Here is a 13,436-nt window from a genome sequence, read left to right on the forward strand (position 1 = left end):
TGCTCTTTTTTTATTTTCTATTATATCAAAAGCAGGTCTGGAAAAATCCGAAGATTTTTCCAGACCTGCTTTGTTTTTAGAGACTTATGTCACAGCCTCTTTTTAGTGCGTCCAGATAATAATAGTTGCAACGTGCACCCAAAGCCAGCCGACTTTGGGTGCATGCGCTTTTTAATAACTTGCTTGATTTTTCGATTTAAACCCGACTATTCTAGGCCGGTCGGTACTGGCGCAACCATGATCCAAACCAAGCCAATGATAATTGCAATCAAAGCCAAACCAGCAACCAACATAATTTGTGGTTGCCGGCGTCGGATACCAACGATTCCAATAATAATCAGGACAACAATTAATAATAACATTACTCCCGCGAGTCCGATGTTCCCCACCCCAATACATTCACTCACCTTAGTCTAGCCGTTCGTCAGTACACAACGCAAGCGTTCTAACAACTATTTACCTTTTATTAGCAAATGACCGCACTTATTAGTTCAACAGACCAAAATACCCGGTGCCAGCAAAAGCGGCACCGGGTATCAACTTAACTTATCCTAAATTAGTATTTTTTGCTTAACTTGCTTGCAGCCGCTTCGTCAATAATAACGGTAACGTCTGGGTGGTTTTGCAAAATACTTGCTGGGCAGTCAACCGTGTCTGGGCCTTCGATCATGCCCTTAACCGCGTCGGCCTTGTTGTCGCCAAAGGCTTCCAACAATAAGTGCTTGCTCTTCATGATTGAAGCCAAGCCCATTGAGAAGGCTTGCTTAGGCACATCGTTTTCGCTAGCGAAGAACCGTGCGTTGGCTTCGATCGTTGAAGGCGTTAAATCAACCACGTGAGTCGTCACGTCACGGGCCGTACCTGGTTCGTTAAAACCAATGTGACCGTTACGGCCAAGGCCTAAGATTTGTAAGTCAATTGGGTTATCATCAATAATTTTGTCATAACGTTTTACTTCGGCTTCTGGGTCTGAAGCCAAACCGTCTGGCAAGTATGATTGCTTGAACGGCTTGTCGTTAAATAAGTTTGATTGCATGAAGTACTTGTAGCTTTGTTCGTTATCTGGTGCGATACCAACATATTCATCCAAGTTAATCGACGTGCAGTTACTGAAGTCTAAGTCACTGTTAACAATTTCCTTATAAGTTGTAATAGGGGTTGAACCAGTTGCTAACCCAAACACCTTAGCACCGTTTGCTAAAGCATCCTTAAATACTTTGTATCCTTCTTTACCGCCGGCAGCTTGATCCTTTACTACAATAACTTTCATAATTAACTGACTCCCTCTTTGTTTGGTATAGTCCAATTGTATATTGGTCTAGACTAAAATTCAAGGGGTTTGTTTCAAATAATTGATTTTAAATTTGGGACCGTTACCATTTGCCGGTTAATCAGGTTTACTTCAACAACAAAAGAATTGTATTTTGAAATCATTTTGCCTATACTTAACTTGTTCGTAACTCCGTAGAGCGTGAGAAACTCTACGACTAGCCAAGGCCTGGAAAGCTTTTGGCTATTTTTTTGCCCATAAATTGTGAGCTGAATATCATAAATCTCTTTATTTCCAATAAGTTTTTCCATTAAATCATCAAGTGTTCACTGACCAAACTAACCCGTGAACCCCCCATTGCATTTTTGCCAACGTGCGGTAAACTATTCCCAGAAAAATCTACACAGACGAGGTTTAACGACTATGGAACCAACTTTTAATAAAATGACCCCCGCGGGTTACCACGCCATCGAACGGGAAATCGAAGCGCTCAAGCAGGACCGGCCACACCGCATCAAGGTTCTCGCCGCCGCAGCCGCTTTGGGTGACCGCTCGGAAAATGCCGAATACACGAACGCCAAGCGTGACTTGGGCCGCTTAGAGAGCCGCTTACGGTTCTTAAATAAGCAGCTCCAATACGCCCAGGTCGTCCATCCGGCCGATAATGATCAGTTAGACATCGGCAAGTTCGTCACCGTCGAATTCATGGACGACCACGACCACTTAACGTACCAGTTAGTGGGCAAACAGGAAGCCAACCTTGACGAAAACAAAATTTCCTTTACGTCACCCATCGGCAAAGCACTGGCCGGCCACCGGGTCAACGACGTGGTGACGGTTGCCGCCCCGAACGGTGATTATCAGGTTAAAATTACGGCGATTAAACGCGACTAACGCAAAAAAAACGGGTGCCACTTTTGGCACCCGTTTCGTTGCTTATCTGGAAATCGAAGTCGTCACTTTTGTTGCGACTTCGATTTTTTTGTTTCGTTCAAAAATGACAATCCGAACTAGTTGCGGCTAAAATTCTTGGTAAACGGCCGGATCCTGATTTTTCAGCCGGCCATCCGCCGTACTGAGGCCGTTGATCGTTGCCATGTCTGATTCAGCAATCTCGAAGTCGAAAATATCAAGGTTCCCCGCCTGCCGACTCGGCGTGGACGACTTCGGAATTGGCAAAGTCCCCAGTTGAACTTCCCACCGCAAAATCAATTGACCCACGTTTTTACGATACTTCGCGGCAATCGTTTGTAACGTTGGGTTTTGTAACATCTCACTAGCACGACCGATTGGGCTCCAATCCTGCGTTAGAATACCATGTGCCTTGTCATAAGTACGCTGAGCTTGTTGGTTAAAATACGGGTGTAGTTCAACCTGATTGATGACCGGTAGCACGCCGGTTTCCTTTTCCAAGCGGTCCAGGTGTTCCGGCAAGAAGTTTGAAACCCCGATCGAACGGATCAAGCCCAATTCTTGTGCATCGATCAACGCCTGCCAAGCTTCCACGTAGTGATCCTCTTTCGGGTTCGGCCAGTGGATCAGATACAAGTCGTAGTAATCTAACCCGGCCCGGTAGAGGGATTCCTGAATCGTGGCAATCGCTTCTTCGTAAGTATGGTGCCGACCTGGTAGCTTAGACGAAATCAGTAGTTCGGAACGCGGAACCGATGAACGCCGGACCGCTTCACCGACCGCCCCTTCGTTTTCATAATTAAACGCCGTGTCTAGTAACCGGTAACCACGGTCAATCGCTGAATCGATCACTTGGACCCCGTGAGCCCCGTTCAACTTATAAGTCCCAAAACCAACCTTGGGAACGGTTAAGCCGTCCCGTAACGTGTATGTTTCCACCATGAAAAAACCTCCTAAAATATTTTAACGATCCGCCAGTGCGTCGCGGATTTCGGTTTCAAACGCCACCGGCCGGGTCGTCGGCGCAAAACGGTTCAGAACTTGGCCATCGCGCCCAATCAAAAACTTCGTAAAGTTCCACTTGATCCGCCCGTGACCGGCCGTTTGCTTGAGGTACGTAAATAGCTGGTCGGCGCCGTCACCATTGACCAACACCCGCTTAGTCATCGGGAACGTCACCCCGTAGTGCCGCTGACAATAGTCCTGCGTGGCCGTATCATCCGCCTTTTCCTGGTGAAACTGGTTTGAAGGCAGGCCGATAATCACCAGCCCCTCCTCCCGATACTTTTGGTACAACGTCTCGAGCCCCTTAAATTGGGGTGCGAGGCCACAATTACTAGCAGTGTTCACAACCAATAGGACCTTGCCGCGATAATCCGCTAAATCCAAAGTCGCACCGCTCATTTCCGTTTCCTTAAAGTCATAAATCGACGTGGTCATTAACGACCCCTCCTAACAAACGTACTGGTCTTTGATTAATTTACTATCTTAAGTTAACCACAAAATCGTGATTTTCTAATGAAGTTTGCTCCCGTTTTCAAAGTTATTGTTTGCGCTTCCTAAAAAAATCCGGTACACTAATTTTATCATCCACAATAGCAACTGGGGTGCCAACTACGGCTGAGATAATACCCATTGAACCTGAATCTGGATAATGCCAGCGCAGGAAGCAATGCTTTATTTTGGGGAACCATCAAAGATGACTTAGCCGCCTACCGCCTTTTCGTGGTAGGCGTTTTTTGCGTCTAACGGGAGCACTGTGGGTGAAAAATATTTAGGGGGTTTTACTCGTGAAGTGGGTAAAAGATTGGTATTTAAGTGACATTATTTTGTTAGCATTAATTGGTGTTTTCTTTGGGATTATTTTCTTGGGGACGAACTACGTCTACGATATTTTAACCGCCGTGTTCGCACCGCTCGGCCTGAGCCAAATTCCAAATGAAATTTTACTCGGTCTCTGGTGCATGCCCGGAATGATTGCCGGCTACATGTTACGGATCAAGGGCGCTTCGGTCCTCGGTGAATTCCTAGCATCGGTCGTTGAAATGCTATTCGGGGGCCAATGGGGTGCTTCCACAATGATTTCTGGCGTCGTTCAGGGGGTCGGTTCCGAACTCGGATTCACGCTGACCCGCTATAAGCACTACGACTGGCTCGGGCTAGCCGCAACCACCGCCACGACCACCATTGTGACCTTTGGCTGGGACTTAGCCCGCAACGGGTACGCTAAATTGCAACTGTGGTTACTGCTATTATTCTTCGTCGTGCGTTTCTGCTCAATGTTTGCCTTCGGGGGCTTACTGACCCGGGCCATCACCAGCTTACTAACGCGTAGCCACGTGCTCAAGTCAACCCATACTAACACGAACGTGAACTAATTTCGGAGGTCCTTTTTCATGGCGTCAATTGCGCTTAAACACTTATCTTATCAATATGAAACGGCGCAAACGCCCATTTTCGACCGCGTGGTCACTGAATTTCCCGCGCACCAATTCACCCTGTTGACCGGGCCGTCCGGGACGGGAAAATCAACGCTTTTGCAACTAATGGCCGGGTTATTACCGTTACCTAAAAATAGTGGCACGATTAGCTACGACCACGTCGCGCTCAGCAGCCTACCAGTCGGTACCCGTTCAAAACGGGTCGCGATGATGTTCCAAAATCCAAACCAACAATTCGCGATGGACACCGTGGAACACGAACTGGTCTTTGCTTTAGAAAACCAGCAAATCGCGGCTGTCGAAATCGAAGACCGCATAATCCAAGCACTAACGTTTGTCGGTATTCAAAAACTCCAACACCGCCAACTCAACCACCTGTCGGGTGGCGAAAAGCAGAAGGTGGCCCTAGCCGTCATCGTGGCCATGGACAGCGACGTCATTTTACTCGACGAACCGTTTGCCAGTGTTGATCCTCAGGCGCGTCAAAGTTTAATCGACCGCTTAGTGGAACTACGCGACCAGTACGGTAAAACCATTATTTTAGCCGATCACGATTATGCCGGTTACGATGCGGTCGTTGACCACGTCGTCCAAATTACCCGTGACCACCAACTAAGGCGCTTACCAAAAACGCAGTGGGCCCAATTTTTTGCGGCTTTCCGACCGCAGTCACTGCCGAGTTGGCCGGCACCCGCTCCTGAACCAACGCCGCTTTTTCAGCTCGATCAAGTCGCATTAACTCAGGGCAATCACCAACTACTCGTGCCAACCACGTTGCAACTGCACGCCCACCGAAACACCCTCATTACGGGTGCGAATGGCACGGGGAAATCAACACTTTTTGAAGCGCTGGTCCGGTTAACGACTTATCAGGGAGCCATTCGATATCAGGGGAAGGATATTCAAAAGAGCCGCCGGAAACGCTACGCCCGCCACGTCGCCCTGCTTTTTCAGGACGCCGAAGCCCAGTTCTTTAACATCACCGTGGCGGAAGAACTCGCCCAAAGCCAAAAATACGCTTATGGCGACTACTTCACCCCCGCTAAAATTAATGATGCGCTGACCCAGCTGAACCTCGCCGGCCGGGATGACCAGGTGATTTACACCCTTAGCGAGGGCCAAAAGAAGAAATTACAAATCTTATTGATGCTGATCATGCAATCACCGGTCCTACTAATGGACGAACCGCTTAAGGGACTCGATTTAAAATCGATCAACGCCCTGGTAACGCTCCTTAAAACGACACTGGCCGCCACTCAGCAAACCTTGATCATTATTAGTCACCAATTAACGGGGCTGACCCCCTTAATCGACTATCACCTGCGGCTGGCCAACCACCAGTTACAGTACATTGGGGGACCAACCAATGAATCCTAGTTTTAAAATCTTATTCGTGCTGATTATCGCCCTCGAGATTTCTTTCACCTCGATCGTCAGCCTGAACGTGGCGTTAATCGTGCTCGCCATCATTTATCTACTTGCGCACCGGGTACCGATTAAAACCTTAGCGTGGTTGCTGATTGTGCCGCTAATTCCAGCAATTGGCCTTTGGAGCACCCAGTACATCAACGGCACGGGGAACAACGACCTGTTTGCTTGGGTCCTCTTCACCCGGATCTACGCCTTCGTCTTCACCGGCGCCGCCTTCACACTAACGACTGACGTTTTGGCCTTAGCCGACTCGCTAGAACAAAACTGCCACCTACCGGCCAAATTCGCGTACGGGGTCCTGGCCGCTTATAACTTGGCACCACGGATCAAACACGAGGTGCAGGTCATCCGCGCCGCCGGCTTAATGCGCGGACAGACGCTATCCTTCTGGTCGCCACAACTTTACTTCAAAGCCATTTTAATTTCAATCAACTGGTCACAGAACCTGGCACAAGCCATGACGTCGCACGGTTTCGTGGAAGACGCGCCGCGCACCCATTTCCGAATAGTGCGGGTCCACACCAAGGACTGGCTATTACTAATTGGTGGCATTCTTTTATTACAAGTCGGGATTTTCTTAGTCCCGTGGCGTTAACCTAAAAGCGGTGCCCCCCGTCCTTCAACTCGGACGGGGGGTACCGCTTTTTAGCATTATTTTTTTGCCGCATCAATTTGGCGTTTCAAAGCCTGTAAGTCAGCAGACTGGGCGTTAGGATCCTGCACCAACTGGTCATACTTAAATTGCAATAGTGCGAGGTCCGCCGTTGCAGCTTTTGCCGGCATTGCCCGGGTTGCGGGGTTCGTAATTTGCCGGTCTTTGATCACCAGTGTTTGATTCGTGACGGCTTGCCGAAACGACGCGTCGTGCGACACAAATAGCACCGTTCCCGGATAAGCTTTGAGGTAGGCCGCCAGCGCGTCCAACGCGTCCACGTCTAAATAGTTAGTCGGTTCATCCAGCATTAAGACGTTATAATGCCCTACTAAAATTCGGACTAATTGCAGCTTAACCAGCTCACCACCACTGAGTTCAGCGACCAGTTGATCGTAAAACCGTGCGGGCAGGCCCAGCGCACCCATGACGTTCCGCAGGGTTTGGTCGGGTAACTGGCTAGCTTGCCGCACCGTTTGCCAAACACGGCGTTGTTGGTCTAAAACCGTCATGTCCTGATTAAAAACGCCGACCTTGGCGCCGGGAGCTAACGACAGTCCGGACGTCTGACCAGCCATGATTGCCCGTAACAGGGTGGTTTTACCACTCCCGTTAGCACCGGTAATGGCCACCCGACTACCGGGTTGAATCGTAAACGTGCCGTCGCGAAAAATGAGCTGACCGTGTGCCCGTAACGTGACGTGCAGTGCCGTCACCACGTTTTTACCCGTAAACGCCGGAAAATCCGTTGCTACCAGCTTAAACCCAGCCGTGGTAAACGGCTTGGCAACGGTAGCTTCCCGCTGACCGCGCTTGACCAACGCCTTCGCCCCGCGGTCCATTTTAGCCGCGGTGGTTTCGCGGAGCGTCCGTGAGTTACTCCGTTCCGCCGGGGTCATCCGGCGACTGCCCTTACGAATGCGATTAGCCTTTTCGTGGCGGGCTTGAACCGCTACTTGCAACTCCCGCTGGTGCTTCACTTGTTGCCGGTAGGCCGTGGTCTGGGTCGCGTAGTCGCGTTGGCGCACCTCATGATAGGCCGTATAGTTGCCCGGGTAAGCGTGGAATTGTTGTTGATCGACCGCCCAAATGGTGGTGGCCACCGCGTCTAATAATTGCCGGTCGTGTGAGATCAACAGTAATAGGCCGTGGTAACGGCGCAGTTGTTGCGCGAGCCACTGCTGGTACGCTTCATCTAAGTTAGAAGACGGCTCATCTAAAATCAAAATTGCGGGTCGTTGACTTAGTGCGGTTCGAATGCGCGCCAACATTGCTTGACCACCACTCTGATCGATTGTCGGCGCGATTTGTGGGACGTACACGACCGCCGCGTCAGCAATCAGTTGACCACTAAAATCCGGGTCGGTTCCCGCTATCATGTGGGCTAGCGTTGATTTACCAGCCCCGTTACGACCGACAATACCAACCCGCGCACCGCTCGTGGCCGTTAAGCGGTCGATTTTAAACAGTAACCGACCGGCCACCAATTTTTCAATTGCTTGTAAAGTTAATTCTGCCATGCTTGATTCCCCCTTATGGGACTTTCAGCATGCTGCTTGAAGCACAAAAAAAGCGTTCTCGATTCGAGAGCGTTGGTTTGGATTCCCAACCAGCACAACTAATTAATCCCAAAAACGACAGACTCTCCCTAATAGTCGGGATAGTGCTGTTCAGTTACTAGAATTAATTAGTTGCGCATTGGCTGAAATCCTCCGTACTTTCATAAATTATTTAATACCTTAGCACGTCGTCCGGCATTTGGCAAGCCACCCTTGCTCAGAATGTCAATTTTCAGTAAACTAAAGGAACTTTCTGAAATTGAGGCGCTCTGATGAAAAAATTACTTGCAATCGCATTCTTCGCCATGTTGGGCGGCGGCTTCCGCGAAGCCCTTAACTTGCTGATTACGTGGCCCCAACAGTTCTGGCTAACGGTCCTGATTAACGTGGTGGGAGCGTTCCTACTCAGTATCGTCACCGGGATTCTGCCCGTCTGGCTACCACTTTCCGAAACGGTCGTCACCGGGATGAGCGTGGGGTTGATCGGTAGCTTTACAACTTTTTCAACTTTCACAACTGAAACGCTACGCTTAGTTCAAACTAGCCATAGCGTTTTAGCCTTGAGCTACCTAACCGTCAGCATTGGTCTTGGCTTAGTTGCTGGTCTTGGCGGCACGCTACTAACTGAAACTTGGCTTAAGCAACGGGAGGTGTAGCGTTTGTTAACCTTGACGCTATTAGCCGGCGGAGGTGCCGCGCTCGGAGCACTGGCCCGTTACGGCATCATGCAACTTGGTCGGCCAGTCAACAACCGCTGGCCGCTGCCCTTAACGACCCTTATTATCAACCTATCAGGGTCCTTTGGCTTGGGACTATTACTGGCTAGTCACTTACCAATCACTTGGCAAGTTCTGCTAGGGACCGGCCTCATGGGTGGCTACACCACTTTTTCAACCATGATCAACGAGGTCGTTTTACTGGCGCGTAATCACCATTGCCGGACCGCAACGTATTACCTCATTTTAAGCATTATCGGCGGAATTGGGTTGGCTTGGTTGGGGACTTATTGCGCATTTTAAAAACACCCGTGCTCAGTCAACCTGAACACGGGTGTCGTTAATTCATCATTAATTTTGAAACGGTAGTGCCAGCAGTGCGATTCCGCCGATTGCGAGAATCGCAACGCCCAGCCACAGAAAGACCCGGATTAAAAACAAACCGATGATGACGGTAAAAATAAGTCCGAGCAATTTAAATCCAATTTTAAAGAAAACTTTTAGCAACCAAAAACCAATTACCAAAGCAATCAAAAAACCGAGCATGTTTGCGCTCTATTTTAGAGCTTCCCTCCTTACAGGTGGCGTATCCGCCCCTCAACTGCTAGTTTACCATGGCCGTTTCCGGGAACCTAATAAGTCACCGCAAGTTAAAAGAAGCTTAATTAATCTTGCAGGGCGGCCACTTGCCGAACCATCGCCAACTCTTCGTTCGTTGGAATCAGTAGGACTTTAATTGCTGAATCAGAACTGCTGATAAGCCCTTCTTGATTGGCCGTATTTAACGCGTCGTCCAACTTCACACCGAAGATCCGTAAACCGTCAATGACTTGTTGCCGAATCTGACTATTATGTTCACCAATGCCACCCGCAAAGACTAACGCGTCGGCAGCGCCTAACTCCGTTAAATAACTGCCCGCGTACTTCACGATGCGGTTAACGAAAATATCGATGGCTAATTGGGCTCGTGGGTTCGTGGCTGCCTGGGCCCGAACTTCGCGCATATCCGACGAAATTCCAGAGACGCCCTGCAACCCCGACTCTTGATTCAACATCATCAACACGTCGTTCGGGTCGCTTAAGTGTTCGACCTGCATCAGGTACGGGACCAGCGCCGGGTCCACGTCACCGGCGCGGGTGCCCATCGTAACCCCGGTCAGCGGGGTAAAGCCCATCGAAGTGTCGTAAGCCCGCCCGTTTTTAACGGCCGCTAATGACGCCCCGCTACCTAAGTGCATGGTAACCAAGTTGACCTGATTACGCGGCCGTTGTAATAATTCCGCCGCCCGACCAGTCAAGTAACCATGTGAAATTCCGTGTTCACCGTAGCGCCGAATCTGATACTTCTGGGTCAGCTCGTAGGGAAGACTGTAAATCGCATTTTTTTCGGGTAAATCAGTAAAAAATTGACTATCAAAAACCGCGTACTGGGTCACGTTCGGCAGTGCTTGGGCCATCGTTTCGATCCCGCGGGCCTCCATCGGGTTATGCAACGGCGCAAAGTTGCTAAGCGCCTGAATTGCTTTTAGAACCGCCGGCGTAACTTCAACGGCTTGTTTAAAGCGCTCGCCGCCAGCCACGACCCGGTGTGCGACCGCCGTAATTTCGTCCAGTGACTGCACAATGTTTAGCCGTTGTAACTCGGTCAACATTAAGGTCGCCGCAGCCCGTTGATCCAGCTGGTCGACCGTTTTTTCAAATTTTTGGTGGTCACCGTACTTCACCGTAAATACCGAACCGGGTAAGTTGATCCGCTCAACTAAGCCACTCGCCACGACCGTTTCGGCCGGCATGGCGAATAGTTGCCACTTCAACGACGAACTACCCGCGTTAATAATCAATGTTTTTTTCATCACCAATTCACTCCCTTACCCTACTAGCATACCGGAATTTTCAGAAAATGGTTAATTTGTTTTCATCAGTTATAATAGACTTAACTAATTAGAGAAAAGGACCTGACCATGCAAATGACTACTGACGCTGAACTCGTAACCAACGGCCTGGCTCACCAAGTTCACCACACCAAAAAACAAATTGAATCCTTAGAAAAAGCACTGGCGCACATGCCGGCCGCTGAAGACCTCCAAGTGAAGGGGACCCTCTTAAAAACTTATGCGAGTCAAATTGACGGCCACCACCACTTCGTCGAGTTGCCCGACTACCGGCGTCCGGGCCAAACGCTGACCATCAAGTTAGACGTGACGAAGACGATCATGGCTAACGCTGAAGATTATTTCCGTCGTTATCGCAAATCGAAGCGCGGCCAAGCCACCGTGCAACATAACTTGGAAACGGCTCACGCCGCCCTGATCCAGCAACACACCCGCCAAGCCGCGTTCGACCCGACTAACGCCGTGCAAGTCGCCGAACTGAAGCGGGCGCTGATTGCCGAAAATGTCATCCACACCCACGTTCTGCATTCATCAAAGGTCCCCGAACCGGCCCACCCACGGCGCTTTTACACCCACGACCACGTCCTAGTCGAAGTCGGTAAAAACAGTTATCAAAACGATCAGTTAACGTTGCACGCCCGCAAAGACTACTACTGGATGCACGCGGGCGGCGAGATTCCCGGTTCACACGTGGTCATTCACAGTACCACGCCCAGTGAACGAACTTTGCAGGAAGCCGCGGCCCTGACCGCCTACTACAGCAAGGGCCGGCAATTAAAGCGTTGCCCGGTCGACTGCCTCAAGGTCGGTCAGATGCGTAAACCAAAGGGCGCTAAATCCGGCTTGGTCACGTTTAGCGGCCACGCCCGCATCATTACGGTCACCCCCGATGCCGATTTAGTTCGGAAACTACGTGAGCCGGTCGATACCGATTTAAACCAATAAATTCAAAAACAAGCGGCACCAATCCTTGTCATAACGAGGATTGGTGCCGCTTGTTTTTTAGTTACTGATGATCTTCAGGATTAACGTTGCCACCACGACTGTTTTAAAAAATCAATCGCCGTTACGGCCCGCAGTGGAATCTGGTTAATGACGCCGGCCTGCTGGTTAAAAAGGAGCGAAGTCCCGTTAATCGCGGCAATTAAGCCACTTGGTCGTTGCCCATCTTCCAGGGTCAACCGGACGACACAATTCAACTCATACGCTTGCAACAACGACGCTTCAATTGGTTTCAACTGTTCCATTCAGATCACCTCATCGAAAATAATAGCTTAATCATAGCACACTTTCAGAACGTACGTTCGCAATTTATCATTACAATTTGATGACGTTGTTAGCTCGGTATTTTGAGCCAATCAGCAATTTCCGGGACTAACCGATAACCCCGTTAACGACCGCGATTTCCGAACATTCTAACTAGTTGAACAATTAATTGGCCGCTTTCGCTACCAACTAAAAATCCGGTTACGACTCATGACCGAGACGTAACCGGATAACTTAAAATTAAGCTGCTAAAATCTTTTTGATTTGGGCCACTTCGTCGTCGCTGAAAGCTAATTGATTCGTTGCTTCCAAGTTGGCGTGTAAGTGATCCACGTTAGTCGTCCCGATAATCACACTCGTAACAATTTGGGACCGTAGTAACCAAGCTAACGCCATTTGCGCTAAGGTTTGGCCACGCTGAACGGCAATCTGATTCAACGCGTTCAACTTTTTCACCACGGCATCCGTACCGTTTGCCAACAAATACTTATTGGTACGGTGAATTGGAAAGTCGGCTGGAATGCCGTCCAAATACCGCTGAGTCAACAACCCTTCCGCTAACGGCCCGTAAGCCACTAAGCCGGCGTTATTTTCACCTAATAAGTCGATCAAGCCGGTCGTTTCGGCTTCTTCGTGCAACATGTTGTACGAAAATTGGTTAACCGTAAACGGCGTGTGCATGTCTTTAAAGTAACCGATCATTTCGGCCGTCTGGTCACGGTCATAGTTGGAGATCCCAACGTAGAGCGCCTTCCCTTGGCGAACGAGTTGGTCAAGCGCCTGGGCCGTTTCTTGCAAATCGGTATCCGGATCCGGACGGTGGGAATAGAACAAGTCAACGTAATCCAAGTGCATCCGTTTCAAACTACGGTCCAGGGAACCGATCAACGTCTTGCGGGAACCAAACGCCCCGTAAGGTCCTGGCCAAGCCGGGTAACCGGCCTTGGTCGTAATCACGAGTTCTTCCCGGTACGGCTTCAAGTCTTCTTGGAAAATCTTGCCAAAAGTTTGTTCCGCGGAACCCTTCGACGGCCCGTAATTATTCGCGAGGTCAAAGCTAAAGACCCCGTTATCGAACGCGTCTAAAACGACTTGCCGTGAATTGGCATAGGGCTGTTCGTCCCCAAAGTTCCGCCAAAGTCCAAGTGACACGGCCGGTAGTTGTAACCCGGTCCGGCCGACCCGGCGAATCGGTAAATTATCATAGCGTGTTGCCGCTGCATCATAAGCCATTATTCAAACACCTCACATGAATTTTCGTTAACGGTTACATTATAGCGCAAAACCCGACCACGTC

16 protein-coding genes and 1 riboswitch are annotated in these 13,436 nt (G+C 49.7%); of the genes, 7 read left to right on the forward strand and 9 right to left on the reverse strand.

What is annotated here, in order from left to right; translation table 11 throughout:
- Positions 1–206: 206 nt before the first annotated feature.
- Both FFM82_RS13490 and FFM82_RS01390 read right to left on the reverse strand, forming a co-directional pair.
- On the reverse strand, positions 207–362 hold the full coding sequence (locus FFM82_RS13490; RefSeq protein WP_170178170.1) for a hypothetical protein: 156 nt from the start codon (positions 360–362) through the stop codon (positions 207–209).
- Between the two features lie 194 nt (positions 363–556).
- Positions 557–1,270: a glucosamine-6-phosphate deaminase gene (locus tag FFM82_RS01390; RefSeq protein ID WP_137644082.1), complete on the reverse strand. Its 714-nt coding sequence runs from the start codon at positions 1,268–1,270 to the stop codon at positions 557–559.
- Positions 1,271–1,693: 423 nt separating this feature from the next.
- Between FFM82_RS01390 and greA the strand changes: the two genes are divergently transcribed.
- Complete coding sequence (gene greA, locus FFM82_RS01395; protein ID WP_137644083.1) at positions 1,694–2,164, forward strand: transcription elongation factor GreA; 471 nt, start codon at positions 1,694–1,696, stop codon at positions 2,162–2,164.
- A gap of 126 nt (positions 2,165–2,290) precedes the next feature.
- Here greA and FFM82_RS01400 read toward each other — a convergent pair whose 3' ends face one another.
- Positions 2,291–3,124 (reverse strand): aldo/keto reductase, encoded by an 834-nt coding sequence (locus FFM82_RS01400; protein ID WP_170178171.1) that lies wholly within the window; start codon positions 3,122–3,124, stop codon positions 2,291–2,293.
- A gap of 21 nt (positions 3,125–3,145) precedes the next feature.
- Positions 3,146–3,622: a glutathione peroxidase gene (locus FFM82_RS01405; protein ID WP_137644084.1), complete on the reverse strand. Its 477-nt coding sequence runs from the start codon at positions 3,620–3,622 to the stop codon at positions 3,146–3,148.
- Between the two features lie 153 nt (positions 3,623–3,775).
- Positions 3,776–3,870: riboswitch (TPP riboswitch) on the forward strand.
- Between the two features lie 102 nt (positions 3,871–3,972).
- On the opposite strand from FFM82_RS01405, the gene FFM82_RS01410 reads away from it, so the two are divergent.
- Genes FFM82_RS01410 through FFM82_RS01420 form a run of 3 tightly spaced genes read left to right on the forward strand, consistent with a single transcriptional unit; the run spans position 3,973 to position 6,649 of the window.
- Entirely contained in the window at positions 3,973–4,560 is a 588-nt protein-coding gene (locus FFM82_RS01410; protein WP_137644085.1) for an ECF transporter S component, read from the forward strand.
- 18 nt (positions 4,561–4,578) lie between these two features.
- Complete coding sequence (locus FFM82_RS01415; RefSeq protein ID WP_137644086.1) at positions 4,579–6,000, forward strand: ABC transporter ATP-binding protein; 1,422 nt, start codon at positions 4,579–4,581, stop codon at positions 5,998–6,000.
- A complete protein-coding gene (locus FFM82_RS01420; RefSeq protein ID WP_137644087.1) occupies positions 5,990–6,649 on the forward strand; it encodes an energy-coupling factor transporter transmembrane component T family protein in 660 nt (219 codons plus the stop codon). Before FFM82_RS01415 ends, FFM82_RS01420 begins: the two co-directional genes overlap by 11 nt.
- Before the next feature lie 56 nt (positions 6,650–6,705).
- On the opposite strand, the gene FFM82_RS01425 is transcribed toward FFM82_RS01420, so the two are convergent.
- A complete protein-coding gene (locus FFM82_RS01425) occupies positions 6,706–8,226 on the reverse strand; it encodes an ABC-F family ATP-binding cassette domain-containing protein (RefSeq protein WP_137644088.1) in 1,521 nt (506 codons plus the stop codon).
- Between the two features lie 311 nt (positions 8,227–8,537).
- On the opposite strand from FFM82_RS01425, the gene FFM82_RS01430 reads away from it, so the two are divergent.
- Both FFM82_RS01430 and FFM82_RS01435 read left to right on the forward strand, forming a co-directional pair.
- Positions 8,538–8,921, forward strand: a complete 384-nt coding sequence (locus FFM82_RS01430) for a CrcB family protein (protein WP_137644089.1) — start codon at positions 8,538–8,540, stop codon at positions 8,919–8,921.
- Positions 8,922–8,924: 3 nt separating this feature from the next.
- Positions 8,925–9,284, forward strand: a complete 360-nt coding sequence (locus FFM82_RS01435; RefSeq protein ID WP_137644090.1) for a fluoride efflux transporter FluC — start codon at positions 8,925–8,927, stop codon at positions 9,282–9,284.
- A 48-nt stretch (positions 9,285–9,332) separates the two neighbouring features.
- Here FFM82_RS01435 and FFM82_RS01440 read toward each other — a convergent pair whose 3' ends face one another.
- Both FFM82_RS01440 and FFM82_RS01445 read right to left on the reverse strand, forming a co-directional pair.
- Entirely contained in the window at positions 9,333–9,527 is a 195-nt protein-coding gene (locus tag FFM82_RS01440) for a small multidrug resistance protein (RefSeq protein ID WP_137644091.1), read from the reverse strand.
- 119 nt (positions 9,528–9,646) lie between these two features.
- Positions 9,647–10,834 carry an acetate/propionate family kinase gene (locus FFM82_RS01445; RefSeq protein WP_137644092.1) on the reverse strand — a complete coding sequence of 396 codons (1,188 nt, stop codon included), beginning with the start codon at positions 10,832–10,834 and terminating at the stop codon, positions 9,647–9,649.
- A gap of 108 nt (positions 10,835–10,942) precedes the next feature.
- On the opposite strand from FFM82_RS01445, the gene FFM82_RS01450 reads away from it, so the two are divergent.
- The gene (locus FFM82_RS01450; protein ID WP_137644093.1) at positions 10,943–11,818 is read left to right on the forward strand and encodes an NFACT RNA binding domain-containing protein; all 876 of its coding nucleotides are present in this window, start codon (positions 10,943–10,945) and stop codon (positions 11,816–11,818) included.
- A gap of 80 nt (positions 11,819–11,898) precedes the next feature.
- On the opposite strand, the gene FFM82_RS01455 is transcribed toward FFM82_RS01450, so the two are convergent.
- Positions 11,899–12,120, reverse strand: coding sequence for a hypothetical protein (locus FFM82_RS01455; protein WP_137644094.1), 222 nt, complete (start codon positions 12,118–12,120; stop codon positions 11,899–11,901).
- A 259-nt stretch (positions 12,121–12,379) separates the two neighbouring features.
- The gene (locus FFM82_RS01460) at positions 12,380–13,372 is read right to left on the reverse strand and encodes an aldo/keto reductase (RefSeq protein WP_137644095.1); all 993 of its coding nucleotides are present in this window, start codon (positions 13,370–13,372) and stop codon (positions 12,380–12,382) included.
- Positions 13,373–13,436 lie beyond the last annotated feature (64 nt).

Source organism: Lactiplantibacillus plajomi, from assembly GCF_005405405.1.
Classification (GTDB): Bacteria; Bacillota; Bacilli; order Lactobacillales; family Lactobacillaceae; genus Lactiplantibacillus; species Lactiplantibacillus plajomi.

What these genes read in the sequence shown, in the direction of transcription:
- FFM82_RS13490 (WP_170178170.1), bottom strand. Translation starts at nt 362, where the DNA reads ATGTTATTATTAATTGTTGTCCTGATTATTATTGGAATCGTTGGTATC.
- FFM82_RS01390 (WP_137644082.1), bottom strand. Translation starts at nt 1,270, where the DNA reads ATGAAAGTTATTGTAGTAAAGGATCAAGCTGCCGGCGGTAAAGAAGGA.
- greA (WP_137644083.1), top strand. Translation starts at nt 1,694, where the DNA reads ATGGAACCAACTTTTAATAAAATGACCCCCGCGGGTTACCACGCCATC.
- FFM82_RS01400 (WP_170178171.1), bottom strand. Translation starts at nt 3,124, where the DNA reads ATGGTGGAAACATACACGTTACGGGACGGCTTAACCGTTCCCAAGGTT.
- FFM82_RS01405 (WP_137644084.1), bottom strand. Translation starts at nt 3,622, where the DNA reads ATGACCACGTCGATTTATGACTTTAAGGAAACGGAAATGAGCGGTGCG.
- FFM82_RS01415 (WP_137644086.1), top strand. Translation starts at nt 4,579, where the DNA reads ATGGCGTCAATTGCGCTTAAACACTTATCTTATCAATATGAAACGGCG.
- FFM82_RS01420 (WP_137644087.1), top strand. Translation starts at nt 5,990, where the DNA reads ATGAATCCTAGTTTTAAAATCTTATTCGTGCTGATTATCGCCCTCGAG.
- FFM82_RS01425 (WP_137644088.1), bottom strand. Translation starts at nt 8,226, where the DNA reads ATGGCAGAATTAACTTTACAAGCAATTGAAAAATTGGTGGCCGGTCGG.
- FFM82_RS01430 (WP_137644089.1), top strand. Translation starts at nt 8,538, where the DNA reads ATGAAAAAATTACTTGCAATCGCATTCTTCGCCATGTTGGGCGGCGGC.
- FFM82_RS01440 (WP_137644091.1), bottom strand. Translation starts at nt 9,527, where the DNA reads ATGCTCGGTTTTTTGATTGCTTTGGTAATTGGTTTTTGGTTGCTAAAA.
- FFM82_RS01445 (WP_137644092.1), bottom strand. Translation starts at nt 10,834, where the DNA reads ATGAAAAAAACATTGATTATTAACGCGGGTAGTTCGTCGTTGAAGTGG.
- FFM82_RS01450 (WP_137644093.1), top strand. Translation starts at nt 10,943, where the DNA reads ATGCAAATGACTACTGACGCTGAACTCGTAACCAACGGCCTGGCTCAC.
- FFM82_RS01455 (WP_137644094.1), bottom strand. Translation starts at nt 12,120, where the DNA reads ATGGAACAGTTGAAACCAATTGAAGCGTCGTTGTTGCAAGCGTATGAG.
- FFM82_RS01460 (WP_137644095.1), bottom strand. Translation starts at nt 13,372, where the DNA reads ATGGCTTATGATGCAGCGGCAACACGCTATGATAATTTACCGATTCGC.